Source organism: Pseudomonas sp. BF-B-26 (genome assembly GCF_019956495.1).
Lineage (GTDB): Bacteria > Pseudomonadota > Gammaproteobacteria > Pseudomonadales > Pseudomonadaceae > Aquipseudomonas.
In genome coordinates this window covers 1-26,678 of record NZ_JAHBDP010000058.1, presented here as the reverse complement: position 1 = coordinate 26,678, position 26,678 = coordinate 1, and the positions used below count along the sequence as shown (strand labels likewise).

Genomic DNA, 26,678 nt, shown 5'->3' with positions numbered 1-26,678 from the left:
ACTGATTACTGAAAAATAATCTCAATAAATGGCTGACGATGCCGACAACCCGTCAAAGCCTTGCGGATTGAAAAAGCCATGCGTAACAACCAGCCTATTACACAACGCGAACGGACCTTCCCGGCTCAGCAACGGTTGATTTCCACCACCGATGCCAAGGGCGTGATCACCTACTGCAACGACGCTTTCGTCGAGATCAGTGGGTTTTCTCGTGAAGAGCTGATCCGTGCTCCGCATAACCTGGTCCGTCACCCTGACGTCCCGGCCGCTGTGTTCGCGCACATGTGGGGCACACTGAAACAAGGCTTGCCATGGATGGGCATTGTCAAGAATCGCTGCAAGACCGGTGATCACTACTGGGTTAACGCCTATGTCACGCCGGTTTTCGAAGGCAATCAGGTGGTCGGTTATGAATCGGTGCGGGTCAAGCCCACCGCCGAGCAGATCCGCCGTGCCGAAGCGCTCTACCAACGCATCAATCAGGGCAAGTCGGCGATTCCTTCAACGGACAAATGGCTGCCGGTGCTGCAGGACTGGCTGCCGTTCATTCTGGTCAGCCAGCTGAGCTTCATGATCGGTGCCTCGCTCAATTCCCAATGGGGTTTTGCGCTGGCCGCCGGCCTGTCGGTGCCATTGGGTCTGTTGGGGTTGAGCTGGCAACAGCGCGGTCTCAAGCGTCTGCTGCACCTGGCGGGGCAAACGACCTCCGACCCGCTGATCGCGCAAATGTACACCGACAGCCGCGGTGCCCAGGCGCGCCTGGAGATGTCGATCCTCAGCCAGGAAGCCCGCCTGAAAACCTGCCTGACCCGCCTGCAGGACACCGCCGAGCATCTGAGCGACCAAGCGAAACAGTCCGACACCCTGGCTCACAGCAGCTCCACCGGCCTGGAACGTCAGCGTGTCGAAACCGAGCAAGTGGCCACCGCTGTCAATCAGATGGCCGCCACCACGCAGGAAGTCGCCAGCCACGTGCAGCGCACGGCCGACGCGACTCAGGAAGCCAATCGCCTGACCGGTCGCGGTCGCGACATCGCCGGGGAAACCCGCGAAGCCATCCAGCGCCTGTCGGTGGTGGTGGGTGAAACCGGACTGACCGTGACTCAACTGGCCAAGGACAGCGACGAAATCGGTGGTGTGGTCGATGTGATCAAAGGCATCGCCGACCAGACCAACCTGCTGGCTTTGAACGCCGCCATCGAAGCGGCCCGTGCCGGCGAAATGGGTCGTGGCTTTGCGGTAGTTGCCGACGAAGTCCGTCAACTGGCGCAACGCACCAGTGAATCCACCGGGCAGATCCACGCCCTGATCGCCAAGCTCCAGCAAACCGCCAGCACCGCGGTGCAAACCATGGAGGCTGGTCATCGCCAGGCTGAAGAAGGTGTGGCGCGGGTACTGGAAGCGGATCAGGCACTGGTGGGGATCAGCGAAGCGGTGGCCAACATCACCGACATGACCACCCAGATCGCTGCGGCGACCGAAGAGCAAAGTGCAGTGGCCGAAGAAATCAGCCGTAACATCAGCAACATCTCGCACCTGGCTGATCAGACTTCGGAACAGGCGCAACACTCGGCGTTGTTGAGTGAAGAGCTGACGAAGACGGCGAATACCCAGTATTCGTTGGTGGAGCGGTTTAACCGCTGATTGATGCTGGAAACGAAGAACCCGGACGGCGAAAGCTTCCGGGTTTTTTATTGCCAATCTGAAAATGATGGCGCCTGGAAGGGCCTCTTCGCGGGCAAGCCCGCTCCCACAGTGATTGGTGGTGTTCCAAACCCTGTGGGAGCGGGCTTGCCCGCGAAGAGGCCCTTCCAGGCACCACAAATATCAGAGAAGAAACTCAGCCACCTTGTTCGCCGCAGCCGCCAAATGCTGCTCATGGGTAAACCCCGAAGCCTTCAACGGCTTCAAATCATGATCCCCCGCCGCCAGCCAGAACACCTCGATACTCGGTGCCAACGTGTAAGCCTCGACGGCCTCGCGATTGCCCAATGCATCCCGCTCGCCCTGAACAATCAGCGTCGGTGTCTTGAGCCCGGCCAAATGCTCAACCCGAGGCTTCTCCGGTTTCCCCACCGCATAAAACGGATATCCGAGGCATACCAACGCATCGGCCTCTAGTTCATCCGCCAACAAACTCGCCATCCGCCCGCCCATGGATTTGCCACCAATGGCCAGACGACCAGCGACATGGCGTCGCACCAGGGCATAGACCTCACGCCAGCATTCCAGCAATTTGGGGGCCGGATTGGGTGGGCGTTTACCGCCATCAACACGCCGTTGCGCCATGTAGGGAAACTCGAAGCGCAGCACATTGATCCCAGATGCAGCAAGGCGCCCAGCCATGTCGCTCATCCAGCCACTGTCCATTGGCGCACCGGCACCGTGAGCGAGAATCAGCGTCGCCGATGCCGGCGTCGTGGCCGCATTCCACAACCATCCATGCTCCCGCACACACCGCGCCCATTGATCCCCGTCAATACTGGCCTTGTGCTCTTTGTCCATGCTTGCCTCGCTTTTAGTCTGCCTATAACTCCAGGCGAAGGGAGCGTCTGCCGTGCGGCTTACTCGCAAAGGCAGGCCTTCACTTCGGCTGAACCGTGGATGGGGAACCATGAACACTTCTATCAGTACCGCCTACAACTACAAGGTGGTCCGCCAATTCGCCATTATGACGGTGGTGTGGGGCATCGTCGGTATGGGGCTCGGGGTTTTTCTCGCGGCTCAATTGGTCTGGCCTGAACTCAACTTCAATCTGCCGTGGACCAGCTTCGGACGCCTGCGCCCGTTGCACACCAACGCAGTAATCTTCGCCTTTGGCGGTTGCGCCCTGTTCGCCAGTTCGTTCTATTCGGTACAACGCACCTGCCAGACCCGACTGTTTGCGCCGAAAATCGCCGCGTTCTGCTTCTGGGGCTGGCAAGTCGTGATTCTGCTGGCCGCTATCAGCCTGCCGCTGGGTTACACCAGTTCCAAGGAATACGCCGAACTGGAATGGCCGATCGACATCCTGATCACCATCGTCTGGGTCGCCTACGCCGTGGTGTTCTTCGGCACGCTGGCCAAGCGCAAGACCAAGCACATCTACGTCGGCAACTGGTTCTTCGGTGCGTTCATCATCACCGTGGCGATTCTGCACATCGTCAACAACCTTGAACTGCCGGTGAGTTTCACCAAGTCCTACTCGGTGTACGCCGGTGCGACCGATGCCATGGTTCAGTGGTGGTACGGCCACAACGCCGTAGGCTTTTTCCTCACCGCCGGTTTCCTCGGGATGATGTACTACTTCGTGCCGAAACAGGCCGAGCGTCCGGTGTATTCCTATCGCTTGTCGATCGTGCACTTCTGGGCGCTGATCACTCTGTACATCTGGGCCGGCCCGCACCATTTGCACTACACCGCGCTGCCGGACTGGGCACAGTCGCTGGGCATGGTGATGTCGCTGATCCTGCTGGCGCCGAGCTGGGGCGGGATGATCAACGGGATGATGACGCTCTCGGGCGCCTGGCATAAGTTGCGCAGCGACCCGATCCTGCGCTTCCTCGTGGTCTCGCTGGCGTTCTACGGCATGTCGACCTTCGAAGGGCCGATGATGGCCATCAAGACGGTCAACGCCCTCTCCCACTACACCGACTGGACCATCGGCCACGTTCACGCCGGCGCCCTCGGTTGGGTCGCGATGATCTCCATCGGCGCGCTGTACCACATGATCCCGAAAATCTTCGGTCGCACGCAGATGCACAGCATCGGGCTGATCAACGCGCACTTCTGGCTCGCCACCATCGGCACCGTGCTGTACATCGCTTCGATGTGGGTCAACGGCATCGCCCAGGGCCTCATGTGGCGCGCTGTCAATGAAGACGGCACGCTGACCTACTCCTTCGTCGAAACCCTGGTGGCCAGCCACCCAGGCTTCGTCGTGCGCCTGGTAGGTGGTGCGATCTTCTTCAGCGGCATGTTGCTGATGGCCTACAACACCTGGCGCACCGTGCGGGCCTCGCAGCCTGCCGAAGCCGCCGCTGCCGCGCAGATCGCCTGAGGAGGCCGCCATGAAACACGAAACAATCGAGAAAAACGTCGGCCTGCTGATGTTGCTGATGGTGTTGGCCGTGAGCATCGGCGGTCTGACCCAGATCGTCCCGCTGTTCTTCCAGGACGTGACCAATAAACCGGTGGAAGGCATGAAGCCCTACACCGCGCTGCAACTGGAAGGTCGCGACATCTACATCCGCGAAGGCTGCGTCGGTTGCCATTCGCAGATGATCCGTCCGTTCCGCGCCGAGACCGAACGCTACGGCCACTACTCGGTGGCCGGTGAAAGCGTCTGGGATCACCCGTTCCTGTGGGGCTCGAAACGTACCGGTCCGGACCTGGCCCGGGTCGGCGGTCGCTACTCCGAAGACTGGCACCGCGCGCACTTGTACAACCCGCGCAACGTGGTGCCGGAATCGAAAATGCCCGGCTATCCGTGGCTGGTGGCCAATCAACTCGACAGCAGCCACACCGAAACCAAGATCAAGGCGATGCGCACCCTCGGCGTGCCGTATACCGATGACGACATCGCCGGCTCAGTGGCTTCGCTCAAGGGCAAGACCGAAATGGACGCGCTGGTCGCTTACCTGCAAGTGCTCGGCACATCCATCAAGAGCAAGAGGTGAGCCATGTCCATGCCCTTTGAAATCGTAAGCGTAATGAGCAGTGGAATGATCCGCGGCCTGGGCACGGTCGTGGTGTTCGTGGCCTTCGTCGGCCTGACGCTGTGGGTGTTCAACAGCAAGCGTAATTCGCAATTCGCCGAAGCGCGTTTGCTGCCGTTCGCCGATGAACCGCTGCCCGATGACGCCACCCAAGAACCTGAAACAAGGAGTACCCGGCCATGACCACCTTCTGGAGTACGTGGATCTGCGTACTGACCATCGGCAGCCTGATCGGCCTGACCTGGCTGCTGATCGGCACCCGCAAGGGCGAAACCAAGGGCAGCGTCGACCAGACCATGGGCCACAGCTTCGACGGCATCGAGGAGTACGACAACCCGCTGCCGCAGTGGTGGTTCATGCTGTTCGCCGGCACGCTGGTGTTCGCCGTGGGCTATCTGGTGCTTTACCCGGGCCTGGGCAACTGGAAAGGCATCCTGCCGGGTTACGAGGACGGCTGGACCGGCGTCCACGAGTGGGAAAAGGAGATGAACAAGGCCGATGCGAAGTTCGGGCCGATCTTCGCCAAATTCGCGGCGATGCCCGTGGAAGAAGTGGCCACGGACCCGCTAGCGTTGAAAATGGGCGGTCGCCTGTTTGCCTCCAATTGCGCGGTCTGCCACGGCTCGGATGCCAAGGGCGCCTTTGGCTTTCCGAACCTGGCGGACACCAGCTGGCGCTGGGGAGGCAACGCCGACACGATCAAAACCACGATCATGGGTGGTCGCATGGCCGCAATGCCGGCCTGGGGTGAAATCCTGGGTGATGCCGGCGTGAAGAACGTCGCGGCTTATGTGCGCCATGACCTGGCCGGTCTGCCGGTGCCTGACGACAGCGGTGCCGACCTGCACGCCGGACAGCAAGCGTTCAGCACGATGTGCGTAGCCTGTCATGGGGCAAACGGCCATGGGACTGAAGCCATGGGCGCGCCGAATCTGACGCAACCGGCCGGTTTTATCTACGGCACAAGCCTGGCGCAGCTGCAACAGACTATTCGTCATGGCCGCCAGGGCCATATGCCGGCGCAGAACGAAATGCTCGGCAACGATAAGGTGCAATTGCTGGCCGCTTATGTGTACAGCCTGTCACACGGCCTGAATACAGAGCGTTTGCAGGCTGAAGGCAAACACGAATAAATCTCGACCGCTCTGCTGCCGCATTCTCCCGGATGCGGCAGTTCCCTGCCCCTTTGCGACCAAGTGTCGCACCCCTCCGTTTGTCCTCCTTTCGGTTCATCAGATTCGGGTCTAAGCTTCCCCCGATGCGGACTGGCATGAGCCGGTTCCAGGTCGACCCGACCCGATGTGTTCGACGAATCTGCTCGATGACAGGCCGCAAAGGCTGGTAGATACCGGCTGTCGTGCCAATTGCCATCTGTCACCCGATCGTTGTGTTTGAACACACCCCGTTACATCCGACCTGACCCCCTCACCATTTTCGTCTGCTGCGACATTTTGCCCTTGGGCAATTTTGTCCTTACGCGGCGCATGGAAAGGCCGCAGAATCAGCTTTTGAAAGCATTGACCCAGGTCATGGCGCGTTGCAATGACCCCCCGCTTTCTCCATACTTGCGGCCGATTTTTACTCCTAATAAAACACCCAAACCGTGGAACCTTAGAATGAGCACAGCAATCAGTCCGACTGCTTATAACTATAAGGTAGTCCGCCAGTTCGCCATCATGACGGTGGTCTGGGGGATCCTTGGCATGGGGCTTGGTGTCTTCATCGCCTCACAGCTTGTATGGCCGGAATTGAACTTCGGTCTGCCGTGGACGACTTTTGGACGCTTACGCCCGTTGCACACCAACCTGGTGATTTTCGCCTTCGGTGGTTGTGCACTGTTTGCCACTTCTTATTACGTCGTGCAGCGAACCTGCCAAACGCGACTGATTTCCGACAGCCTCGCCGCCTTCACCTTCTGGGGTTGGCAAGCGGTGATCGTCGGCGCGATCGTTACCTTGCCGCTGGGTTACACCACGACCAAGGAATACGCGGAACTGGAATGGCCCCTGGCTATTCTGCTGGCCATCGTCTGGGTTACTTACGGTCTGGTGTTCTTCGGCACCATCACCAAGCGCAAAACCAAGCACATCTATGTGGGTAACTGGTTCTACGGTGCCTTCATCGTTGTGACGGCGATGCTGCACATCGTCAACCACGCTTCCCTGCCGGTCAGTTTCTTCAAGTCCTACTCGGCCTACGCCGGTGCGACTGATGCGATGATCCAGTGGTGGTACGGCCACAACGCGGTGGGTTTCTTCCTGACCACCGGCTTCCTGGGGATGATGTACTACTTCGTTCCGAAGCAGGCCGAGCGTCCGATCTACTCCTATCGTCTGTCGATCGTGCACTTCTGGGCGCTGATCACCCTGTACATCTGGGCCGGTCCGCACCACCTGCACTACACCGCGCTGCCGGACTGGGCTCAGTCCCTGGGCATGGCAATGTCGATCATCCTGCTGGCACCCAGCTGGGGCGGCATGATCAACGGCATGATGACCCTGTCGGGCGCCTGGCATAAGCTGCGCACCGACCCGATCCTGCGCTTCCTCGTTGTGTCGCTGGCCTTCTACGGCATGTCGACCTTCGAAGGCCCGATGATGGCCATCAAGACCGTCAACTCGCTGTCTCACTACACCGACTGGACCATCGGCCACGTACACGCCGGTGCCTTGGGCTGGGTAGCGATGATCTCGATCGGCGCCATCTACCACATGATCCCGAAACTGTTCGGTCGTGCGCAGATGCACAGCATCGGCCTGATCAACACGCACTTCTGGCTCGCGACCATCGGTACCGTTCTGTACATCGCTTCGATGTGGGTCAACGGCATCACCCAGGGTCTGATGTGGCGTGCAATCAACGACGACGGCACCCTCACCTATTCGTTCGTCGAAGCGCTGCAAGCCAGCCATCCTGGTTTCATCGTTCGCGCCCTGGGCGGTGCGTTCTTCGCCAGCGGCATGCTGTTCATGGCCTACAACGTATGGCGTACCGTACGTGCCTCGAACCCGGCTGAAGCCAAAGCTGCTGAACAGATTGCTGTAGTTGGAGCTCACTGATGAAGCATGAAGCAGTCGAGAAGAATATTGGCCTGCTGGCCTTCTTCATGGTTATCGCCGTCAGCATCGGCGGCCTGACCCAGATCGTTCCGCTGTTTTTCCAGGACGTCACCAACAAGCCGGTCGAAGGCATGAAGCCTCGCACCGCCCTTGAACTGGAAGGCCGCGACATCTACATCGCCAACGGTTGTGTCGGCTGCCACTCGCAGATGATCCGCCCGTTCCGTGCCGAAACCGAACGTTACGGCCACTACTCGGTCGCCGGTGAAAGCGTCTGGGACCACCCGTTCCTGTGGGGTTCCAAGCGTACCGGTCCGGACCTGGCCCGTGTTGGCGGTCGTTACTCCGATGACTGGCAGCGTGCGCATTTGTACAACCCGCGCAACGTCGTGCCTGAGTCGAAAATGCCGGCCTACCCGTTCCTCGTGGAAAACAAGCTCGACGGCAAAGACACCGCCAAGAAAATGGAAGTCTTGCGCACGCTCGGCGTCCCTTACACCGACGAAGACATCGCCGGCGCCAAGGATGCTGTGAAGGGCAAAACCGAAATGGACGCGCTGGTGGCCTATCTGCAAGGCCTGGGCACCATCATCAAAAGCAAACGGTGATTTAGATGGATATCGGGATGATTCGTGGCCTGGGCACCGTTGTTGTGATGGTGGCCTTCATCGGTCTGGCGTTGTGGGTATTCAGCCCCAAGCGCAAGTCGGAGTTTGAAGACGCGACCTTGCTGCCTTTCGCGGATGATCCCGAAGCCATCAAGCACGTCGAGCAAGCTTCTAGGAGTAACAAAGAATGACTACGTTCTGGAGTCTGTACGTCACAGTCCTCAGTCTCGGCACGATCTTCGCCCTGACCTGGCTGCTGCTGTCCACCCGCAAGGGCCAGCGCAGCGAAGCCACCGAAGAAACGGTTGGCCACTCCTTCGACGGGATCGAGGAGTATGACAACCCACTGCCAAAATGGTGGTTCATGCTGTTCGTGGGCACCATCATCTTCGCCCTGGGCTACCTGGTACTGTACCCGGGCCTGGGTAACTGGAAAGGCCTGCTGCCGGGGTACAACTACCTCGATAACGAGAAGCAGACCGCGTTCGCCAACGGCCAGAGCGGCTGGACCGGCGTTCACGAGTGGGAAAAGGAAATGGCCAAGTCGGACGCCAAGTTCGGCCCGATCTTCGCCAAGTTCGCTTCCATGCCGATTGAGGAAGTCGCCAAGGACCCGCAAGCCCTGAAGATGGGTGGCCGCCTGTTCGCCTCCAACTGCTCGGTCTGCCACGGTTCCGATGCCAAGGGCGCCTACGGTTTCCCTAACCTGACCGACGCCGACTGGCGCTGGGGCGGCGAAGCGCAAACCATCAAGACCACCATCATGGGCGGTCGTCACGCGGTCATGCCGGCCTGGGCTGAAGTGATCGGCGAGCAAGGCGTTGCGAACGTTGCTGCGTTCGTACTGACCAGCCTCGATGGCCGCAAGTTGCCGGAAGGCGCCAAGGCTGACCCGGTTGCCGGGCAGAAACTGTTCGCTGCCAACTGCGTGGCGTGCCACGGTCCGGAAGGCAAAGGTACGCCAGCCATGGGCGCACCTGACCTGACCCACCCGGGCGCGTTCATCTACGGTTCGAGCTTCGCTCAACTGCAGCAGACCATCCGATACGGCCGTCAGGGCCAGATGCCTGCGCAAGAACAGCTGCAAGGCAACGACAAGGTTCACCTGCTGGCCGCTTACGTCTACAGCCTCTCTCACGGTGAGAAAGCGCCAGTGGCGGACGCCCAGTAAGGCAAACGCCTGACTGCAACACTAAACGGCCCCGCCAATGAGAATTGACGGGGCCGTTTTCATTTCACGACCGGTTCGACTTAACGCTTGACCGGAATAGTTGCCTCAAGCTTTCGGCTAGGCCAGTTGTTGCCCGTCACGCGGTAGACCATCAACTTGTCCCTTTCCTTGGTGAAGCTCGCAATCAGGTACGTTTGCTGCGAAGCCGCCCCGCTCAGAAACACTGGCACGTCGCCAAACTCGCTGGAGGCGCTTGTGTATTGGCCATGAAACCAGTGGTAGTGCCCGGCAAACACCGCGGTCACCTTGTAATCCTTGATCATCTTTCTGAAGCGACTCAATTGCTCGTCACTGCCACCCCACCTGGGTTTATGCATATTCAGGATTATGATCTGGCCTTTTTCACGTGCGCCCTTCAAATCCTTTTCCAACCAATCAAGTGCGTCCGTCAGGTAATAGCCCTTCGGCACAAGCCAGTCATAAGCGGTAAAACTGACCGAGTAAGTAGGCTCATTATTCAGCTGCACCAAATGAACATCTCCAAAGTTCTTGGAATAAGCCAGACTACCATCAACACGTTTCTTTACGGTGCCGTCCTCCACGAGTTGAATATCAATACTGTCAGCCCTGCCCTCTTGACCGGTATAGCGAGCCAAAAAGTCTTCAACACTCCCTGCGGCACAAGTGTTAAAAAGACAGTCATCAATATTATTTTCATAGTCGTGATTACCCAACCCATAGTCATACTGACCGAGCAACTTGCTGTCCAGAATCGGCTTGACCACTGAACGCTGCCAACCATGACCATAGGCAGTGATATCACCATTGATCATCACCGGCACTCGCGCGGCGCCGCCAAAGTTCTGCCTGAAATTGGCAATATCATTGTATTGAGTTTCAATCAGCCACTTGGAACGCGAATCCCGCTCCGAGTCGGTCTGGGCTTCACCGGCATCGGTTTTCTCAGTCCACGGATATTGCGGATCAGAGGTAAACACCATGTCATCTGGAGATACTGCTGTTGCATGTGTAAAAGGCGTCATAACCGCAAAGGCCAGGCACGCCAAAAGTCCACTTGAAGTTGATACGTTCATAGAATTCCATTTCCGATAATATTATTAATTTAGCGATAGACAAGCTATCCGACTGCAAACATATAGAAAACTTCAAACTCACACAAACATCCAGCACCCGACAATTAATTAACCATGTTTCAAACCAGCAACTAACACACCTACAAACCCTTTCAAGCTCGGCTATATAAGCGCCGCGGAAGATAATAATAAAAAGATTAAAACACCAGATTCCCAACAGCCATCGAATCACCAGCTTACCCTCAGGCAAGCCGAAACAGCCGGACAGTGTGTAGAAGGCAGGATGCGAAAAACCGTCCATACTTCACAAGTCAATTGACCTGCATCACGTTTTGTTACATCTGCTACACCATTCGTGATTTTTCCCCAACGCGACCAAAGGTCGCACCCTCGAGCTAGAGCTACAGGCGTATCATTGCGCCACTGCAACACCTCTTTTTGACCGCGGTCGGCATGTACTGACCGGGGCATTTTTCCACTGCCGTGGGATGCAATGATGAGCAATCAGATTCCGGTACACGACGTCACACCGCCTGCCAAGAACGCAAACAACAGCGTCGACCTTTACGCCTCTCGAGAAAAAATCTACACCCGCGCCTTCACCGGTCTGTTCCGCAACCTGCGGATGATGGGCGGTGCCGGGCTGTTTCTGCTGTATTTCGGCACGGTCTGGCTGAGCTGGGGCGGCCATCAGGCCGTCTGGTGGAACCTGCCGGAACGCAAATTCTTCATCTTTGGTGCAACCTTTTGGCCGCAGGACTTCATCCTGCTCTCGGGAATCCTGATCGTCAGCGCCTTCGGCCTGTTCTTCATTACCGTGTACGCCGGGCGGGTCTGGTGCGGCTATACCTGCCCGCAAAGTGTCTGGACCTGGATTTTCATGTGGTGCGAGAAGGTCACCGAAGGCGACCGCAACCAGCGCATCAAGCTCGACAAAGCGCCGATGAGCGCCAACAAATTCCTACGCAAATTCAGCAAACACACGATGTGGCTGTTGATCGGCTTTGTGACCGGCATGACCTTCGTCGGTTACTTCTCGCCGATCCGCGAGCTGACCATCGACTTCTTCACCGGCGAAGCCGACGGCTGGTCGTATTTCTGGGTCGGCTTTTTCACCCTCGCCACCTACGGCAATGCCGGCTGGTTGCGCGAGCAGGTGTGCATTTACATGTGTCCGTACGCACGCTTCCAGAGCGTGATGTTCGATAAAGACACCCTGATCGTTTCCTACGACCCGCGTCGTGGTGAAGGCCGTGGCCCGCGCAAGAAAGGCGCCGACTACAAGGCCATGGGCCTGGGTGACTGCATCGACTGCACCATGTGCGTCCAGGTCTGCCCGACCGGTATCGACATCCGCGACGGCCTGCAAATCGAATGCATCGGCTGTGCGGCCTGCATCGATGCCTGCGACAGCATCATGGACAAGATGGATTACCCGCGCGGCCTGATCAGCTACACCACCGAGCACAACCTGTCGGGGCAAAAAACCCATAAACTGCGCCCGCGCCTGATCGGCTATGCGCTGGTGCTGCTGACAATGATGGGATTGCTGGCGGGCGCGTTCTTCATGCGCTCATTGGTCGGATTCGACGTCAGCAAGGACCGCGTGCTGTACCGCGAGAACGCCGAAGGCCGGATCGAAAACGTCTACAGCCTGAAGATCATGAACAAAGACCAACGCGACCACACCTACGTGCTCGAAGCCGCTGGCCTGCCGGACCTCAAGCTGCAAGGCAAGCGCGAAATCAAAGTTGCCGCCGGGGAGATTTTCAGCCAGCCGGTTGAATTGTCCATCGCACCGGAAAAACTGCCGTCTAGCACCAACGAGGTGAAATTCATCCTCAAGGATGCCGACGACGACAGCATCCACGTTGAAGCCAAGAGCCGGTTCATCGGCCCACAAGTTCGTTGAGAGAAGTGATCATGCCCGCAGCAAATGCCGCAAGTCCCTGGTACAAGCACCTTTGGCCGTGGATCATCATCGCCATCCTGGCGTGCTCCGTGACCCTGACCTTGTCTATGGTGACGATCGCGGTGAACAACCCGGACAACCTGGTCAACGACAACTATTACGAGGCCGGCAAAGGCATCAACCGCTCCCTCGACCGTGAGCTGCTGGCGCAGACCCTGCTGCTGCGCGCCAGCGTTCATCTGGACGACGTGACCGGTGAAGTCGACCTGCGCCTGAGCGGCAACAGCCAACCGAAAACCCTGGAGCTGAACCTGATCTCGCCGACTCAGCCGGAGAAGGATCGCAAGATCACCCTGACACGCAGCGAAACCGAACAGGGCCGCTACATTGGCCAGTTGAACGACAAAGTCGACGGACGCCGTTTTGTAGAGCTGCTGGGCGTACAGGATGACAAGACCTGGCGCATGTTCGAAGAGGAACAGGTCAGCCATGACAAGGATCTGCTGCTGGGTGATGAACCGCTGCAGGGCGCCGAAGACCTGAAAAAATAAAGTCGCAATGTGGCGAGGGGATTTATCCCCGTTGGGCTGCGAAGCAGCCCCCTGCACTCTTCCAGTCATATTTTTGCTAACAGGTTTCACGACTGCTTCGCAGCCGAACGGGGTGGTGCGGCATTCCGATAAATCCCCTCGCCACAGAACCTGGCCCGGTTTTTACAATATTGTTTTCATGGCCACTTAGATGACCACCCAACTGACCTGCTACCACTGCGCCCTGCCCGTCCCGGCCGGCAGCCGCTTCACCGCTGCCGTCCTCGGTGAAACCCGCGAGTTCTGCTGCCCGGGTTGCCAGGCCGTGGCCGAAGCCATCGTGGCCGGCGGACTGGAAACCTATTACCAGCATCGCAGCGAGTCATCGGCCAACCCCGAAGCGCTGCCTGTGCAGTTGGTGGACGAACTGGCGCTGTACGACCGCGCCGACGTGCAAGCCCCCTTCGTCCGCCATGAAGGTGAACTCGCCGAAACCACCTTGTTGATGGAAGGCATCAGTTGCGCCGCCTGCGGCTGGCTGATCGAGAAACACCTGCGCGGCTTGCCAGCGGTGGCCGAAGCGCGCCTGAACCTGTCCAACCATCGCCTGCAGGTGCGTTGGGCCGATGCGCAACTGCCGCTGAGCCAGGTTCTCAGCGAATTGCGCCATATCGGTTACGCCGCGCACCCCTATCAGGCCGACCGCGCCAGCGAACAACTGGCCAGCGAAAACCGCCTGGCCCTGCGCCAACTCGGCGTGGCCGGGCTACTGTGGTTCCAGGCGATGATGGCGACCATGGCCACCTGGCCGGAATTCAACATCGACCTCAGCCCCGAACTGCACACCATCTTGCGTTGGGTCGCGCTGTTCCTCACCACCCCGATCGTGTTCTACAGCTGCGCGCCCTTCTTCAAAGGCGCCATGCGCGACTTGCGCACCCGCCACCTGACCATGGACGTCTCGGTGTCGCTGGCCATTGGCAGCGCCTACATCGCCGGGATCTGGACCTCGATCACCGGCGTTGGTGAACTGTATTTCGATGCGGTCGGCATGTTCGCGCTGTTCCTGCTGGCCGGGCGTTATCTGGAACGTCGCGCCCGCGAACGCACCGCCGCCGCCACCGCACAGCTTGTAAACCTGCTGCCCGCCTCGTGCTTGCGCCTGAGTGCCGACGGCCAGAGCGAGCGGATCCTGCTCAGCGAACTGCGCGTGGGCGATCAGGTGCTGGTGCATCCCGGCGCGATTCTCCCGGCTGACGGCAAGATCCTCGACGGCCAGTCGAGCATCGACGAATCCCTGCTCACCGGCGAATACCTGCCGCAACCGCGCACGCCGGGTGATGCCGTCACCGCCGGCACCCTGAATGTCGAAGGTGCATTGACCGTGGAAGTCCTGGCGCTGGGTCAAGACACCCGACTGTCCGCCATCGTCCGCCTGCTGGACCGCGCCCAGGCCGAAAAGCCGCGACTGGCGGAAATTGCTGATCGCGCCGCGCAATGGTTCCTGCTGCTGTCGCTGATTGCCGCAGCCGTCATCGGCCTGATCTGGTGGGAACTGGATTCGGCACGGGCCTTCTGGATTGTGCTGGCGATGCTCGTTGCAACGTGCCCGTGCGCCTTGTCCCTGGCCACGCCGACCGCCCTCACCGCCGCCACCGGGACCCTGCACAAACTCGGTTTGCTGCTGACTCGCGGCCATGTGCTGGAAGGCCTCAATCAGATCGACACGGTGATTTTCGACAAGACCGGCACGTTGACGGAAGGTCGCCTGGCCTTGCGCTCGATTCGCCCGCTCGGCGCGCTCAACAGCGATCAATGCCTGAGCTTCGCCGCTGCACTGGAAAACCGTTCCGAACATCCGATCGCCCGGGCGTTTGGCCGGGCACCGCTGGCCGCCGAAGAAGTCCACAGCACGCCGGGGCTAGGACTTGAAGGGTTGGTCGGTGAACAACGCCTGCGCATCGGCCAACCGGGTTTTGTCTGTGAACTCAGTGGCGCTGCCGTACCATCGATGCCGGATGAAGCTGGCCAATGGTTGCTGCTCGGTAACAGCCAGGGGCCATTGGCATGGTTTGTTCTCGACGACCGTCTGCGTGCCGACGCACCTGCCCTGCTCGCCGCCTGCAAGGCCCGCGGCTGGCGAACATTGCTGCTGTCCGGTGACAGCTCGCCGATGGTCGTCAGTGTCGCTGCGGAACTGGGCATCGATGAAGCCCGAGGCGGCTTGCGTCCGGACGATAAATTGCAGGTCTTGCAACAGCTGCACAAGGAAGGCCGCAAGGTGTTGATGCTCGGTGACGGGGTCAACGACGTGCCCGTGCTGGCCGCCGCCGACATCAGTGTGGCGATGGGGTCGGCCACCGATCTGGCGAAAACCAGTGCTGACGCGGTATTGCTGTCGAACCGCCTCGACGCACTGGTCCAAGCCTTCAGCCTGGCGCGGCGCACCCGCCGAGTAATCATCGAGAACCTGCTGTGGGCCGGGCTGTACAATGGCCTCATGTTGCCGTTCGCCGCCCTCGGCTGGATCACTCCGGTATGGGCCGCGGTCGGCATGTCCATCAGTTCGTTGACCGTGGTGCTGAACGCCCTGCGCCTGACTCGCATGCCCAACACACCTGCGGTCAGCGCCACGCCAGAAACCCGTCCGCTGCCGGCCTGAGCCGCGCGGGCATGGAGTCAAGATGCCAGCTCTCTACGTGATGATCCCGGCCGCGCTGCTGATCGTGGCCATCGCCATTTACATCTTTTTCTGGGCAGTCGACAGCGGTCAGTACGACGACCTCGACGGCCCGGCCCACAGCATCCTGTTTGACGACCAGGACCCGAACCACAAGGCCGCGGTCGACGAAGCCAGCGGTCATCCGGTCAAACCGGACGACAAGGCGCCACCCCATGCTTGAGTTGGCACCGCTGCTGGTGTCTGCGGTGATCCTCGGTCTGCTCGGCGGCGGTCATTGCCTGGGCATGTGCGGCGGCTTGATGGGCGCCTTGACCCTGGCAATTCCCAAGGAGCAACGCAGCCGGCGTTTTCGACTGCTGCTGGCCTACAACCTGGGGCGGATTCTCAGCTATGCAACGGCCGGCCTGCTGATCGGTCTGGCCGGGTGGGCGGTGGCCAACAGCCCGGCGGCGATGTTCATGCGCGTCATCGCCGGTTTGCTGTTGGTCGCCATGGGCCTGTACCTCGCCGGTTGGTGGAGCGGCCTGACCCGCATCGAAAGCCTCGGTCGCGGCCTGTGGCGGCACATCCAGCCCGTGGCCAACAAATTGCTGCCGGTGTCGAGCGTCCCGCGCGCGCTGCTGCTGGGCGCGCTCTGGGGCTGGCTGCCGTGCGGGTTGGTTTACAGCACCCTGCTGTGGTCGGCGAGCCAGGGCAATGCGCTCGACAGTGCACTTTTGATGCTTGCGTTCGGGCTCGGCACCTGGCCGGTCTTGCTCGCCACGGGGTTGGCGGCTGAGCGGGTCACGGCGCTGTTGCGCAAACGTAGCGTGCGGATGACGGGCGGATTACTGGTGATCCTGTTCGGCATCTGGACCTTGCCCGGGCCGCATCAGCATTGGCTCATGGGCCATTAGATCGGCGGTGCTGCCTTCGCGAGCAAGTCGAATCGTCGCACCGCCGCTCCCACAGTTGACCGCGTTCCAATGTGGGAGCGGGCTTGCTCGCGAAGAGGCCCGCACCGACAACACAAATCCTGACCGTTGACGCAAATCAAGATGCCCCAGCGCCGCGCCCCCTAGACTCGCTGACATTGCCAGCCTATCCGGGGGAATGCCCGCATGATGCTCGACGCCATTCGTTGGGACACCGACCTGATCCGCCGTTACGACCTGGCGGGACCGCGCTACACCTCCTACCCGACCGCGGTGCAATTCGACGGTCAGATCGGCACGTTCGACCTGTTCCACGCCTTGCGTGACAGCCGTAAAGCCCTGCGCCCGTTATCGCTGTATGTGCACGTGCCGTTCTGCGCGAACATTTGCTACTACTGCGCCTGCAATAAAGTCATCACCAAGGACCGCGGCCGGGCCCAGCCCTATTTGCAGCGCCTTGAGCAGGAAATCCAGCTGATCGCCTGCCACCTCGATCCTGCACAGAAAGTCGAGCAACTGCACTTTGGCGGCGGTACTCCGACCTTTCTCAGTCACGATGAACTGCGCCAGTTGATGGCCCAGTTACGCAAGAACTTCAACTTGCTGGACGACGATTCCGGCGACTACGGCATCGAAATCGACCCTCGCGAAGCTGACTGGTCGACCATGGGCCTGCTCCGTGAACTGGGTTTCAACCGGGTCAGTATCGGCCTGCAAGACCTCGATCCGGCAGTGCAACGAGCAGTCAATCGCCTGCAAAGCCTGGAAGAAACCCGCGCGGTGATCGACGCTGCCCGCACGCTGCAGTTTCGCTCGATCAACATTGACCTGATCTATGGCTTGCCGAGGCAAACACCCGAGAGTTTCGCCCGCACGGTTGATGAAGTGATCAACCTGCAACCGGACCGCCTCTCGGTGTTCAACTACGCGCACCTGCCGGAACGCTTCATGTCGCAACGGCGCATCAACAGCGACGAACTGCCGACACCGGCGCAAAAACTGGAAATGCTCCAGGGCACCATCGAGCAGTTGACCAAGGCCGGCTACCGCTACATTGGCATGGACCACTTCGCGCTGCCCGACGATGAACTGGCGATTGCTCAGGAAGAATCGACCCTGCAACGCAACTTCCAGGGCTACACCACCCACGGTCATTGCGACCTGATTGGCCTGGGCGTGTCAGCCATCAGCCAGATCGGCGATCTGTATTGCCAGAACAACAGCGACCTGAATCAGTACCAGAACACGCTGGCCAGCTCTCAGCTGGCCACCAGCCGGGGCCTGCTGTGCAACGCCGATGACCGTCTGCGACGTGCGGTCATCCAGCAACTGATCTGCACGTTCAGCCTGGAGTTTGCCGCGATCGAACACGCCTTCAACATCGACTTTCAGGGTTACTTCGGCGAACTTTGGCCGCAGTTGCAGGGAATGGCTGAAGATGGCCTGATCGAACTGGATAACCAACGGATCACCGTATTGCCCGCCGGACGATTGCTGGTGCGCTCGGTGTGCATGGTGTTCGACGCGTACCTGGAACAGCACAATCGCCAGCGGTTTTCACGGGTGATCTAGCGATCACCTCACTGGCCGGTCAGCGAAACGCTGACTTTACGACCCTGCGACAAAATCGCCGCGTGCCTGAATGTCCTCCCGTGGGTTACCCTTACGGCTTATGTGTGTTTTTTCCCACAAGGATTGAAGAAATGTCCGAGCCAGTAAAGCTGCGCGCTCATAGTCAGGCCCATTGCAAGGATTGCAGCCTGGCCCCTCTCTGTTTGCCACTTTCCTTGAATCTGGAAGACATGGATGCGCTGGACGAAATTGTTAAACGTGGCCGCCCGCTGAAAAAGGGCGAATTCCTGTTCCGCCAGGGCGACACCTTCGATTCTGTTTATGCCGTACGGTCTGGTGCCCTCAAGACCTTCAGCCTGAGCGATGGCGGCGAAGAACAACTCACCGGCTTCCACCTGCCGAGCGAACTGGTCGGCCTGTCGGGCATGGACACCGAAAAACACCCGGTCTCGGCGCAAGCCATGGAAACCACATCGGTGTGTGAAATCCCTTTCGAACGCCTCGACGAACTGGCGCTGCAACTGCCGCAATTGCGCCGTCAGTTGATGCGTGTGATGAGTCGCGAGATTCGCGACGATCAGCAAATGATGTTGCTGCTGTCGAAGAAAACCGCCGACGAGCGCATCGCCACGTTCCTGGTCAACCTGTCGGCCCGTTTCCGCGCCCGGGGTTTCTCGGCCAACCAGTTCCGCCTGAGCATGTCGCGCAACGAAATCGGCAATTACCTGGGCCTGGCAGTGGAAACCGTGTCCCGGGTGTTCACGCGCTTCCAGCAAAACGAACTGATTGCGGCTGAAGGCAAGGAAATCCATATCCTCGACCCGATCCAGCTCTGCGCCCTGGCCGGCGGCTCGCTGGACGGCTGATTTCGGCGATGGCGGCTGAGCGAAACGGTTCAGCCGCCGTTATACTGCGTCGTTTGCAGCCTGCCAGGACACCTCGACGATGGTCTTCGACTCCTTCGACATCAAATCCCTGATCCGCCCTGTGATCGACTTTCCCAAGCCGGGCGTGATCTTTCGCGACATTACCCCACTGTTCCAGTCGCCCACGGCCCTGCGCCTGGTGATGGACAGTTTCGCCCATCGTTATGTCGAGGCCGACTTCACCCACATCGGCGCGATGGACGCCCGTGGTTTTCTGATCGGTTCGATCCTGGCCTATCAGTTGAACAAGCCGCTGGTGCTGTTCCGCAAGCAAGGCAAACTGCCGGCCGACGTGCTGGCCGAGGGTTATGCGACCGAATACGGCGAAGCCTTCCTCGAAGTCCACGCCGACAGCCTGTGCGAGGGTGATTCGGTGGTGATGTTCGATGACCTGATCGCCACGGGCGGGACGCTGATTGCCGCGGCGAACCTGGTTCGACGCATGGGCGCGCGGGTTCATGAAGCGGCGGCGATCATTGATTTGCCGGAGTTGGGCGGGTCGCAGCGGCTGGAAGATATGGGGATTCCGACGTTTTGCCTGACGCAGTTTGCGTTGTCTGATAAATAGGCGGCGCCTGGGCTGGCGTCATCGCGAGCAAGCCCGCTCCCACATTGGCTCACTGTCAGACACAAGATTTGTGTACGCAGGAGATCCTATGTGGGAGCGGGCTTGCTCGCGAAGGCGTCAGCCGCAACACCGCAAAAACTCAAAGCCCCATCTGCTTACTGATGATCTCGTTCATCACTTCCCGCGTCCCCCCACCGATCGACAAAATCCGGTTATCGCGATACAGCCGCTCCACCAGGCTCTCGCGCATGTAACCGAGGCCACCCAAAATCTGCACCGCATCCGTAGTAATCCGGTCAGCCGTGTCGGTAGCAAAATTCTTGGCCATGGAAATCTCTTTGATCACACTCTGCCCCGCCGCCATTTTCGCCGCCTGGCGGTAAGTGAATTCCCGTGACACCTCCAGCGCCGTGGCCATTTCGGCAAGGCGATGCTTGAGCACCTGAAACTTGCCGATGGGTTTACCGAAGGCTTCACGCTGGTGAGCCCATTTCAGGCTTTCTTCCAGCGCCAGTTGCGCGGTCATGTTGGCCATTAGCGCCAGCGCCAGGCGTTCGCTCTGGAAGTTGCCCATGATGCAGGCGAAGCCCATGTTTTCGGCACCGATCAGATTTCCTGCCGGCACCCGGCAATCGTCGAAGAATAGTTCGGCCGTGTCCGACGCCCACCAACCCATTTTCTTCAACTGACGGCCAACGGTGAAACCGGGCGTGCCCTTCTCGATCAACAGCAAGCTGATGCCAGCAAAACCCGGCGCACCGGTGCGCACCGCGACGGTGTAGAAATCCGCGCGGACGCCGCTGGTGATGAAGGTTTTGCTGCCGCTGACCCGGTAGACGTCGCCGTCACGCACGGCGCGGGTTTGCAGGTTGGCAACGTCGGAGCCCCCACTGGGCTCGGTCACGGCCAGGGCGCTGATTTTCTCGCCGGCGAGTACCTGAGGCACAACGCGATCGCGGATTTCCGGCTTGGCCCACTTGAGGATCGGCGGCAGGCCGATGTCCAGCGAGCCGAGCCCCGCCACCAAACCGCCGGAGCCGCAGCGCATCAGTTCTTCGCTGGCGGCGACCTTGGCGAACAGATCACCTTCATGGCTGCCACCCAGGGCTTCGGGATAACCGATCCCCAGAATCCCCGCCGCGCCGGCCTTGAGGTAGAGCTCGCGGGGAAAGCTTTCGGCTTCTTCCCACTGGTCGATGTCCGGCAAGATCTCGCGTTCGACGAAACGTCTGACGCTGTCGCGGACCATTTGGTGGCTGGGGTCGAAGTATTCCTGAAAGGCAGGCATCGGCGGGCTCCACTGAAGGTTCAGCGAAGTTAACCGAGCGCTTGCTTGGTTTTCAACAGGATTGTGTGAATCAGGGAGACCGAAGCGCACCCTTCGCGAGCAAGCCCGCTCCCACAGGGGTTTTGTGAACACCACAAATCCAATGTGGGAGCGGGCTTGCTCGCGAAGGCGTCAATTCAAACACTACAAAACGATCGGCTTACGCCCGGCAAACGAATGCGCCAGCGTCCCGCCATCCACCAATTCCAGCTCGCCCCCCAATGGCACACCGTGGGCGATGCGCGAGGCGATCAGGCCTTTGTTGTTGAGCAACTGGGCAATGTAATGCGCTGTCGCCTCACCTTCCACGGTCGGGTTGGTCGCCAGAATGACTTCAGTGAACGTGCCCGCCTCTTCGATCCGCGCCAGCAGTTGCGGAATACCGATGGCCTCAGGCCCGAGTCCGTCGAGTGGCGACAGATGGCCCTTGAGCACAAAGTAGCGACCACGGAAGCCGGTCTGCTCCACCGCGTAGACGTCCATCGGCCCTTCCACCACGCAGAGCAAGGTGTCGTCGCGACGGGTATCGGCGCATTGCGGGCAGAGATCGTCTTCGGTCAGCGTGCGGCACAACCGGCAATGGCCCACCCCTTCCATGGCCTGGCTCAGTGCCGAGGCCAATCGTGAGCCGCCGCTGCGATCACGCTCGAGCAGCTGCAACGCCATGCGTTGGGCAGTTTTCTGACCCACACCTGGCAAAATTCGCAGGGCGTCGATCAGTTGGCGAATCAAAGGGCTGAAGCTCATGGGGAAAAGTCCGACAAAACAACGAGACGCGGTTTATACCCGCGCCTCTGTTTAGCGTCAATTACTCAGTCCTGGGCGACCCGCACAACCAGTTTGCCGAAGTTGCGCCCTTCCAGCAGACCGATGAACGCTTCAGGTGCCTGCTCCAGGCCATCGACCACGTCTTCGCGGAACTTCACCTTGCCGTCGCGCACCCACGGCGCCATGGCGCTGACGAATTCCGGCTGACGATCACCGTAGTCGTCGAACACGATAAAGCCCTGGATTCGCACGCGCTTGGTCAGCAGCGTGCGCTGCAATTGCGGCAGTCGATCCGGGCCGGTCGGTGCTTCGCGAGCGTTGTAGGACGCGATCAGACCGCAGAGTGGAATTCGCGCCTTGGGATTGAGCAGCGGCAGCACGGCATCGAACACCTTGCCGCCGACGTTTTCGTAATAGATGTCGATGCCTTCGGAGCACGCCTTGGCCAATTCATCGGCGAAGTTCGGGCTCTTGTGGTCGATGCAGGCATCAAAACCCAACTCATCGACCACGTAACGACACTTGTCCACGCCACCAGCCACGCCGACCACGCGCAAGCCCTTGATCTTCGCCACCTGGCCGACCACCGAACCCACCGCGCCGGATGCAGCCGCCACCACCAGGGTTTCGCCGGCCTTGGGCTGGCCGATATCCATCAGGCCCATATACGCGGTCATGCCGGGCATGCCCAACACGCCCAGCGCCATTGACGGGCTCGGCAGCCCGGACGGTACCGGAATGATGTCGCGACCATCGCTGAGGCTGTGGCTCTGCCAACCGGTAGAACCGACCACCAGATCACCTTCCTGAAACTTCGGATTCAGCGAGCGCTCGACCCGGCTGACAGCGCCACCGGTCATCACCTCACCGATCTCAACCGGTGCGGCGTAGGACGGCGCGTCGCTCATGCGTCCGCGCATGTAGGGATCGAGTGACAGGTAAAGGGTCTTGAGCAGCACCTGACCGTCGGCCAGGTCCGGCAGTGCAACGCGCTCCAGGCGGAAATTCTCCGGCGTCGGCGCGCCTGCCGGGCGGGACGCCAGGACGATACGTTGGTTGAGGGTCAATGCTTGTGGCATGTGAGCGTCTCCTTTGATCGATGAATTTGGCGGTATAGGGAGCAGACCGTTGTGACGATAGCGCGTTCGATGTTTCTTCAGCAGGACCGAGTCGACTTCTTCGCGAGCAAGTCGAATCGTCGCACCGCCGCTCCCACATTCGACCGAGTTCTCCCAGGGAAATGCGGTTAAAGGTGGGAGCGGGCTTGCTCGCGAAGACGGCCTCACTGCGACGCATTCCCATCAGCCAGAAACAAAAATGCCAGGCGCGATGCCTGGCATTTTTTTGTAGCCCATCCGAAGCGCTTTGGCGAATCAGAATGGCAGTTTCATACCCGGTGGCAGTTGCATGCCAGCGGTCATGCCGGACATTTTGTCCTGGCTGTTGGCTTCGATCTTGCGCACGGCATCGTTGACGGCGGCGGCGAACACGGCCTCCAGCATCTCTTTGTCGTCTTCGCTCAAGCCTTCGACCAGGCTTGGATCGATGGTCACGCGCTTGACGTCGTGACGACCGGTCATCACCACGGTGACCATATCGCCACCGGCTTTACCGGTGACTTCGGCGTTGGCCAGTTCTTCCTGCATCTTGGCCATTTTTTCCTGCATCTGCTGTGCCTGCTTCATCAGGCCGGCCATGCCACCTTTCATCATGGGAATCACCTCAAAAGTACTTGGATAAATACAGCGCCCGGCCCTTTCGGCCGAACACCTTCAGTTATTAGCCCTGAGTGACCAGGGTCTCGACAGGTTCAATAGTATCGTTACGGACCACCGCACCGAACTGCTGCATCATTTGCTGGATGAACGGATCACCGTGGATCGACTCTTCGGCCTCGCGCTGACGGTTCGCACGGCGACGGGATGCAGCCTGGGCCGGGGTTTCCTGCTCAGGCTTGATCAGCTCCATGCGCAGGGTCAGCGTACGCCCGTGAAACTGGTTCAACGCATCGTTCAGCCGACGCTGTTGAGTCGCGTTGAACAACGCGCTGTGGGCCGGGTCCAGGTGCATCAGCCAATTGTCACCCTCGACGGCGATCAGCGTGCAGTTGGCGGCGATGCTGCCGGTCATGCCGGAGATCGGCAGTTTCGGGAACAACTCCAGCCATTGCGCCGCCAAACCGGTGGCCGGCATGGCGGCCGGTTCAGGTTCGGCTTCCGGTGCTGGCTCAGCGGTGTGCTCGCTGGCCAGTTCGTCGAGGTAGCTGTAGGCCGACTCCATGTCTGGCTCGATGTAGTCCTCGTCCAGCGGCGGCTCGTCGTCCAGGTCCATGCCCGGCGTCGCGGCATCGACGTCGGCTACCGACGGCTCCGGAATCGGCGCAGCGGCCCACTCCGGCGCATCAGGGACCACGCTGTCTGGCGTTGGCATAGGCATCGGCGCCAATTCGGGTTGCTCGCTGGCAGTTTCCAGCACCGGTTCGACAGCAGGTTGCTGAACGACTTCGGGCTCTATCGGATCGTTCCAGGGCAGATCGACGACGACTTCGACCGGAGTTGCTTCAACGACAGGCTCAGGCGCAACGACGGGCGCGACCGGCTCAGGCTCGGGCGCTTGTACTGGAGCAACCACCGTCGCAACCGGCACAGGCGCAACGGGTGCAACTGCCGCAGCGACTACTGGCGCAACAACGGGCGCGGCAGCCACTGAATTTGCGGAATCAACTGTGGCCTGGCTGATCCCCACTGTCTTTAGCGGTTGCCTCGGCGCGTCCGTGGTGTCTGCCGGGCGGAACGCGAGCATTCGCAGCAGGACCATTTCGAAACCACCGCGCGGGTCTGGCGCCAGCGGCAAGTCGCGGCGACCGATCAGGCCCATCTGGTAATAGAACTGCACGTCTTCGGCCGGTAAGGCCTGGGCCAGTGCCAGCACCCGGTCACGGTCGCCATGACCGTTGTCGACGCCTTCAGGCAGGGCCTGGGCGATGGCGACACGGTGCAGCACGTTGAGAATTTCCGAGAGCACACCGTTCCAGTCCGGGCCTTGTTCAGCCAAATGACGGACGGCTTCGAGCAAGGCCTTGGCGTCGCCTTCGATCAGCGCATGCAGCACGTCGTAGACCTGACCGTGATCGAGCGTGCCGAGCATCGCCCGCACGTCGGCAGCCATGACTTTGCCTTCACCGAAAGCAATCGCCTGGTCGGTCAGGCTCATGGCGTCGCGCATCGAACCGTCGGCAGCACGGCCCAGTAGCCACAGCGCGTCGTCTTCGAACGGCACGTTCTCGACACCCAGCACGTGGGTCAAATGCTCGACCACACGCTCCGGCGTCATGTTCTTCAGAGAGAACTGCAGGCACCGCGAAAGAATCGTTGCAGGAAGTTTCTGCGGGTCGGTGGTCGCCAGGATGAACTTGACGTAGGGCGGCGGCTCTTCAAGGGTTTTCAACAGCGCATTGAAGGAATGGCTGGAGAGCATGTGCACTTCGTCGATCAGGTAGACCTTGAAGCGCCCACGGCTCGGCGCGTACTGCACGTTGTCGAGCAGTTCGCGGGTGTCTTCGACCTTGGTCCGGCTCGCGGCGTCGATCTCGATCAGGTCGACAAAACGACCTTCATCGATCTCGCGGCACACCGAGCACTCGCCGCAAGGCGTTGAAGTGATACCTGTTTCACAGTTCAGGCACTTGGCGATGATCCGCGCGATGGTGGTCTTGCCGACCCCGCGGGTACCGGTAAACAGATAGGCGTGGTGCAGCCGCTGGCTGTCCAAGGCATTGATCAGAGCCTTGAGCACATGGGTCTGGCCGACCATTTCGCGGAACGAGCGCGGACGCCATTTACGTGCAAGAACCTGATAACTCATCGAAAACCGTCGCAACGAAGGAACAGAAGCAGCTAATGCTATCGGAGCAAGACCAAAATTGCATCCGGTGCGCTCGTCTAATCTGGCTAAGATGGTCTTTGGGGGCTTTTATCGGCTCGGGTTTTATCAGCACCGGAGCGTTTATGCGGCTGGCCTTGGGGGCACTGCTGTTGATCAGCCTGAATGTCGCTGGCGCCGAGCCGCCATTGCGCTTCGTGGTACCCGACAGTTGGGCGATGCCGATGGTGCAACTGGACCGCGGCCGCCCCACCCAAGGCATCCTGCACGACGTGATGGTCAGCCTCGCGACCCAGGTCGGCGTGCCGGCCGAATTTCACGTGCTGCCTCGCACTCGAGTGCAAAACGCCATGGAACATGGCGAGGTCGATATCCGCTGCTATGCCGCGCAGTCCTGGCAGCCGAATCAGTCCGGGGACTACATCTGGAGCATTCCACTGTGGTTTCAGCGCGACATGCTGATCAGCCGTTCAAATCCGCTGACCTCAGTGATACCTGCGGACTTGTCGCGACAACCCATCGGCACGGTACTCGGCTACAGCTACCCGACCTTGCAGCCGCTGTTTGAGGCCGACCGACTGCATCGCGAAGATGCGCGCAATCAGGAGCAGGTGCTGGAAAAACTGCTGGCCGGACGCTATCACTACGCCGTAAGCAATCAATGGACGCTGGACTGGTTCAATCAGCGCCTGCTGCCTGGCCAGCAACTGCAAGGCGTGGCGGTTTTGCAGGAACAGAGTGTCGGTTGTTATGTGCGCAACGATCCCAAGGTGCCCGTGCAGCGCATTTTGCGCACCTTGGTGCGAATGAAAATGTCCGGGGAAATCGACGACATCATTCGACTGTATATCGGCTCGGAACCCGGCACACCTTAATAGATCTTTCTGATAGACACGTCCCCTTGTGGGAGCGGGCTTGCTCGCGAAAGCGGTGTATCAATCAAAATCAATGCTGAATGACACACCGC

General features: G+C 60.0%; 25 protein-coding genes. 18 read left to right on the top strand and 7 right to left on the bottom strand.

The annotated features are described in order from the left end of the window. The first annotated feature begins 78 nt into the window (after positions 1–78). Positions 79–1,644 (top strand): methyl-accepting chemotaxis protein, encoded by a 1,566-nt coding sequence (locus KGB03_RS06940; RefSeq protein WP_008157303.1) that lies wholly within the window; start codon positions 79–81, stop codon positions 1,642–1,644. Between the two features lie 183 nt (positions 1,645–1,827). On the opposite strand, the gene KGB03_RS06935 is transcribed toward KGB03_RS06940, so the two are convergent. Beyond that, on the bottom strand, positions 1,828–2,505 hold the full coding sequence (locus tag KGB03_RS06935) for an alpha/beta family hydrolase (RefSeq protein WP_223526648.1): 678 nt from the start codon (positions 2,503–2,505) through the stop codon (positions 1,828–1,830). 109 nt (positions 2,506–2,614) lie between these two features. On the opposite strand from KGB03_RS06935, the gene ccoN (KGB03_RS06930) reads away from it, so the two are divergent. From ccoN (KGB03_RS06930) to ccoP (KGB03_RS06895), 8 genes are all read left to right on the top strand, one after another. Further along, the gene (gene ccoN / locus KGB03_RS06930; RefSeq protein ID WP_223526647.1) at positions 2,615–4,039 is read left to right on the top strand and encodes a cytochrome-c oxidase, cbb3-type subunit I; all 1,425 of its coding nucleotides are present in this window, start codon (positions 2,615–2,617) and stop codon (positions 4,037–4,039) included. Positions 4,040–4,049: 10 nt separating this feature from the next. Continuing rightward, the gene (ccoO, locus tag KGB03_RS06925; protein ID WP_008157297.1) at positions 4,050–4,658 is read left to right on the top strand and encodes a cytochrome-c oxidase, cbb3-type subunit II; all 609 of its coding nucleotides are present in this window, start codon (positions 4,050–4,052) and stop codon (positions 4,656–4,658) included. Between the two features lie 21 nt (positions 4,659–4,679). Further along, a complete protein-coding gene (locus KGB03_RS06920) occupies positions 4,680–4,880 on the top strand; it encodes a cbb3-type cytochrome oxidase subunit 3 (RefSeq protein ID WP_165934007.1) in 201 nt (66 codons plus the stop codon). Continuing rightward, positions 4,877–5,830 (top strand): cytochrome-c oxidase, cbb3-type subunit III, encoded by a 954-nt coding sequence (ccoP, locus tag KGB03_RS06915; protein WP_111450608.1) that lies wholly within the window; start codon positions 4,877–4,879, stop codon positions 5,828–5,830. The genes KGB03_RS06920 and ccoP (KGB03_RS06915) overlap by 4 nt, the downstream gene beginning before the upstream one ends. 483 nt (positions 5,831–6,313) lie before the next feature. Continuing rightward, on the top strand, positions 6,314–7,756 hold the full coding sequence (ccoN, locus tag KGB03_RS06910; RefSeq protein WP_123360008.1) for a cytochrome-c oxidase, cbb3-type subunit I: 1,443 nt from the start codon (positions 6,314–6,316) through the stop codon (positions 7,754–7,756). Beyond that, entirely contained in the window at positions 7,756–8,364 is a 609-nt protein-coding gene (gene ccoO / locus KGB03_RS06905; protein WP_018925301.1) for a cytochrome-c oxidase, cbb3-type subunit II, read from the top strand. The genes ccoN (KGB03_RS06910) and ccoO (KGB03_RS06905) overlap by 1 nt, the downstream gene beginning before the upstream one ends. Positions 8,365–8,369: 5 nt before the next feature. Continuing rightward, complete coding sequence (locus tag KGB03_RS06900; protein WP_003175465.1) at positions 8,370–8,555, top strand: CcoQ/FixQ family Cbb3-type cytochrome c oxidase assembly chaperone; 186 nt, start codon at positions 8,370–8,372, stop codon at positions 8,553–8,555. Continuing rightward, positions 8,552–9,535 (top strand): cytochrome-c oxidase, cbb3-type subunit III, encoded by a 984-nt coding sequence (ccoP, locus tag KGB03_RS06895; RefSeq protein WP_223526646.1) that lies wholly within the window; start codon positions 8,552–8,554, stop codon positions 9,533–9,535. The genes KGB03_RS06900 and ccoP (KGB03_RS06895) overlap by 4 nt, the downstream gene beginning before the upstream one ends. An 80-nt stretch (positions 9,536–9,615) precedes the next feature. On the opposite strand, the gene KGB03_RS06890 is transcribed toward ccoP (KGB03_RS06895), so the two are convergent. Beyond that, the gene (locus tag KGB03_RS06890) at positions 9,616–10,629 is read right to left on the bottom strand and encodes a metallophosphoesterase family protein (RefSeq protein ID WP_223526645.1); all 1,014 of its coding nucleotides are present in this window, start codon (positions 10,627–10,629) and stop codon (positions 9,616–9,618) included. A gap of 496 nt (positions 10,630–11,125) precedes the next feature. On the opposite strand from KGB03_RS06890, the gene ccoG reads away from it, so the two are divergent. The 8 genes from ccoG (at position 11,126) to KGB03_RS06850 (ending at position 19,734) form a co-directional block, all read left to right on the top strand. Next, entirely contained in the window at positions 11,126–12,541 is a 1,416-nt protein-coding gene (ccoG, locus tag KGB03_RS06885) for a cytochrome c oxidase accessory protein CcoG (protein ID WP_218537355.1), read from the top strand. Positions 12,542–12,552: 11 nt separating this feature from the next. Next, on the top strand, positions 12,553–13,092 hold the full coding sequence (locus tag KGB03_RS06880) for a FixH family protein (RefSeq protein WP_218537354.1): 540 nt from the start codon (positions 12,553–12,555) through the stop codon (positions 13,090–13,092). 190 nt (positions 13,093–13,282) lie between these two features. After that, positions 13,283–15,733 carry a heavy metal translocating P-type ATPase gene (locus KGB03_RS06875; RefSeq protein ID WP_223526644.1) on the top strand — a complete coding sequence of 817 codons (2,451 nt, stop codon included), beginning with the start codon at positions 13,283–13,285 and terminating at the stop codon, positions 15,731–15,733. Positions 15,734–15,755: 22 nt separating this feature from the next. Next, entirely contained in the window at positions 15,756–15,974 is a 219-nt protein-coding gene (gene ccoS, locus KGB03_RS06870; RefSeq protein ID WP_111450612.1) for a cbb3-type cytochrome oxidase assembly protein CcoS, read from the top strand. Next, on the top strand, positions 15,967–16,650 hold the full coding sequence (locus KGB03_RS06865; RefSeq protein ID WP_033055657.1) for a sulfite exporter TauE/SafE family protein: 684 nt from the start codon (positions 15,967–15,969) through the stop codon (positions 16,648–16,650). Before ccoS ends, KGB03_RS06865 begins: the two co-directional genes overlap by 8 nt. 207 nt (positions 16,651–16,857) lie before the next feature. After that, entirely contained in the window at positions 16,858–18,240 is a 1,383-nt protein-coding gene (gene hemN, locus KGB03_RS06860) for an oxygen-independent coproporphyrinogen III oxidase (RefSeq protein ID WP_223526765.1), read from the top strand. Positions 18,241–18,371: 131 nt separating this feature from the next. Beyond that, positions 18,372–19,106 carry a fumarate/nitrate reduction transcriptional regulator Fnr gene (fnr, locus tag KGB03_RS06855; protein WP_046047868.1) on the top strand — a complete coding sequence of 245 codons (735 nt, stop codon included), beginning with the start codon at positions 18,372–18,374 and terminating at the stop codon, positions 19,104–19,106. Between the two features lie 79 nt (positions 19,107–19,185). Then, a complete protein-coding gene (locus tag KGB03_RS06850) occupies positions 19,186–19,734 on the top strand; it encodes an adenine phosphoribosyltransferase (protein ID WP_111450613.1) in 549 nt (182 codons plus the stop codon). A gap of 139 nt (positions 19,735–19,873) precedes the next feature. Here the strand turns inward: KGB03_RS06850 and KGB03_RS06845 are convergent, their stop codons facing one another. The 5 genes from KGB03_RS06845 to dnaX all read right to left on the bottom strand — a co-directional run bounded on the left by KGB03_RS06845 (position 19,874) and on the right by dnaX (position 25,693). Further along, positions 19,874–21,022 (bottom strand): acyl-CoA dehydrogenase family protein, encoded by a 1,149-nt coding sequence (locus KGB03_RS06845; protein WP_223526643.1) that lies wholly within the window; start codon positions 21,020–21,022, stop codon positions 19,874–19,876. A 183-nt stretch (positions 21,023–21,205) separates the two neighbouring features. After that, on the bottom strand, positions 21,206–21,808 hold the full coding sequence (gene recR / locus KGB03_RS06840; protein WP_111450615.1) for a recombination mediator RecR: 603 nt from the start codon (positions 21,806–21,808) through the stop codon (positions 21,206–21,208). A 65-nt stretch (positions 21,809–21,873) separates the two neighbouring features. Next, on the bottom strand, positions 21,874–22,908 hold the full coding sequence (locus KGB03_RS06835; RefSeq protein WP_218537351.1) for an NADP-dependent oxidoreductase: 1,035 nt from the start codon (positions 22,906–22,908) through the stop codon (positions 21,874–21,876). Between the two features lie 294 nt (positions 22,909–23,202). Continuing rightward, positions 23,203–23,541, bottom strand: a complete 339-nt coding sequence (locus KGB03_RS06830; protein ID WP_008028561.1) for a YbaB/EbfC family nucleoid-associated protein — start codon at positions 23,539–23,541, stop codon at positions 23,203–23,205. Between the two features lie 67 nt (positions 23,542–23,608). Continuing rightward, positions 23,609–25,693, bottom strand: coding sequence for a DNA polymerase III subunit gamma/tau (gene dnaX, locus KGB03_RS06825; protein WP_223526642.1), 2,085 nt, complete (start codon positions 25,691–25,693; stop codon positions 23,609–23,611). 143 nt (positions 25,694–25,836) lie between these two features. Between dnaX and KGB03_RS06820 the strand changes: the two genes are divergently transcribed. Further along, a complete protein-coding gene (locus tag KGB03_RS06820; RefSeq protein ID WP_223526641.1) occupies positions 25,837–26,586 on the top strand; it encodes a substrate-binding periplasmic protein in 750 nt (249 codons plus the stop codon). Positions 26,587–26,678: the final 92 nt, after the last annotated feature.

What these genes read in the sequence shown, in the direction of transcription:
- KGB03_RS06940 (WP_008157303.1), top strand. Translation starts at nt 79, where the DNA reads ATGCGTAACAACCAGCCTATTACACAACGCGAACGGACCTTCCCGGCT.
- KGB03_RS06935 (WP_223526648.1), bottom strand. Translation starts at nt 2,505, where the DNA reads ATGGACAAAGAGCACAAGGCCAGTATTGACGGGGATCAATGGGCGCGG.
- ccoN (WP_223526647.1), top strand. Translation starts at nt 2,615, where the DNA reads ATGAACACTTCTATCAGTACCGCCTACAACTACAAGGTGGTCCGCCAA.
- ccoO (WP_008157297.1), top strand. Translation starts at nt 4,050, where the DNA reads ATGAAACACGAAACAATCGAGAAAAACGTCGGCCTGCTGATGTTGCTG.
- ccoP (WP_111450608.1), top strand. Translation starts at nt 4,877, where the DNA reads ATGACCACCTTCTGGAGTACGTGGATCTGCGTACTGACCATCGGCAGC.
- ccoN (WP_123360008.1), top strand. Translation starts at nt 6,314, where the DNA reads ATGAGCACAGCAATCAGTCCGACTGCTTATAACTATAAGGTAGTCCGC.
- ccoO (WP_018925301.1), top strand. Translation starts at nt 7,756, where the DNA reads ATGAAGCATGAAGCAGTCGAGAAGAATATTGGCCTGCTGGCCTTCTTC.
- KGB03_RS06900 (WP_003175465.1), top strand. Translation starts at nt 8,370, where the DNA reads ATGGATATCGGGATGATTCGTGGCCTGGGCACCGTTGTTGTGATGGTG.
- ccoP (WP_223526646.1), top strand. Translation starts at nt 8,552, where the DNA reads ATGACTACGTTCTGGAGTCTGTACGTCACAGTCCTCAGTCTCGGCACG.
- KGB03_RS06890 (WP_223526645.1), bottom strand. Translation starts at nt 10,629, where the DNA reads ATGAACGTATCAACTTCAAGTGGACTTTTGGCGTGCCTGGCCTTTGCG.
- ccoG (WP_218537355.1), top strand. Translation starts at nt 11,126, where the DNA reads ATGAGCAATCAGATTCCGGTACACGACGTCACACCGCCTGCCAAGAAC.
- KGB03_RS06880 (WP_218537354.1), top strand. Translation starts at nt 12,553, where the DNA reads ATGCCCGCAGCAAATGCCGCAAGTCCCTGGTACAAGCACCTTTGGCCG.
- KGB03_RS06875 (WP_223526644.1), top strand. Translation starts at nt 13,283, where the DNA reads ATGACCACCCAACTGACCTGCTACCACTGCGCCCTGCCCGTCCCGGCC.
- ccoS (WP_111450612.1), top strand. Translation starts at nt 15,756, where the DNA reads ATGCCAGCTCTCTACGTGATGATCCCGGCCGCGCTGCTGATCGTGGCC.
- KGB03_RS06865 (WP_033055657.1), top strand. Translation starts at nt 15,967, where the DNA reads ATGCTTGAGTTGGCACCGCTGCTGGTGTCTGCGGTGATCCTCGGTCTG.
- hemN (WP_223526765.1), top strand. Translation starts at nt 16,858, where the DNA reads ATGCTCGACGCCATTCGTTGGGACACCGACCTGATCCGCCGTTACGAC.
- fnr (WP_046047868.1), top strand. Translation starts at nt 18,372, where the DNA reads ATGTCCGAGCCAGTAAAGCTGCGCGCTCATAGTCAGGCCCATTGCAAG.
- KGB03_RS06850 (WP_111450613.1), top strand. Translation starts at nt 19,186, where the DNA reads ATGGTCTTCGACTCCTTCGACATCAAATCCCTGATCCGCCCTGTGATC.
- KGB03_RS06845 (WP_223526643.1), bottom strand. Translation starts at nt 21,022, where the DNA reads ATGCCTGCCTTTCAGGAATACTTCGACCCCAGCCACCAAATGGTCCGC.
- recR (WP_111450615.1), bottom strand. Translation starts at nt 21,808, where the DNA reads ATGAGCTTCAGCCCTTTGATTCGCCAACTGATCGACGCCCTGCGAATT.
- KGB03_RS06835 (WP_218537351.1), bottom strand. Translation starts at nt 22,908, where the DNA reads ATGCCACAAGCATTGACCCTCAACCAACGTATCGTCCTGGCGTCCCGC.
- KGB03_RS06830 (WP_008028561.1), bottom strand. Translation starts at nt 23,541, where the DNA reads ATGATGAAAGGTGGCATGGCCGGCCTGATGAAGCAGGCACAGCAGATG.
- dnaX (WP_223526642.1), bottom strand. Translation starts at nt 25,693, where the DNA reads ATGAGTTATCAGGTTCTTGCACGTAAATGGCGTCCGCGCTCGTTCCGC.
- KGB03_RS06820 (WP_223526641.1), top strand. Translation starts at nt 25,837, where the DNA reads ATGCGGCTGGCCTTGGGGGCACTGCTGTTGATCAGCCTGAATGTCGCT.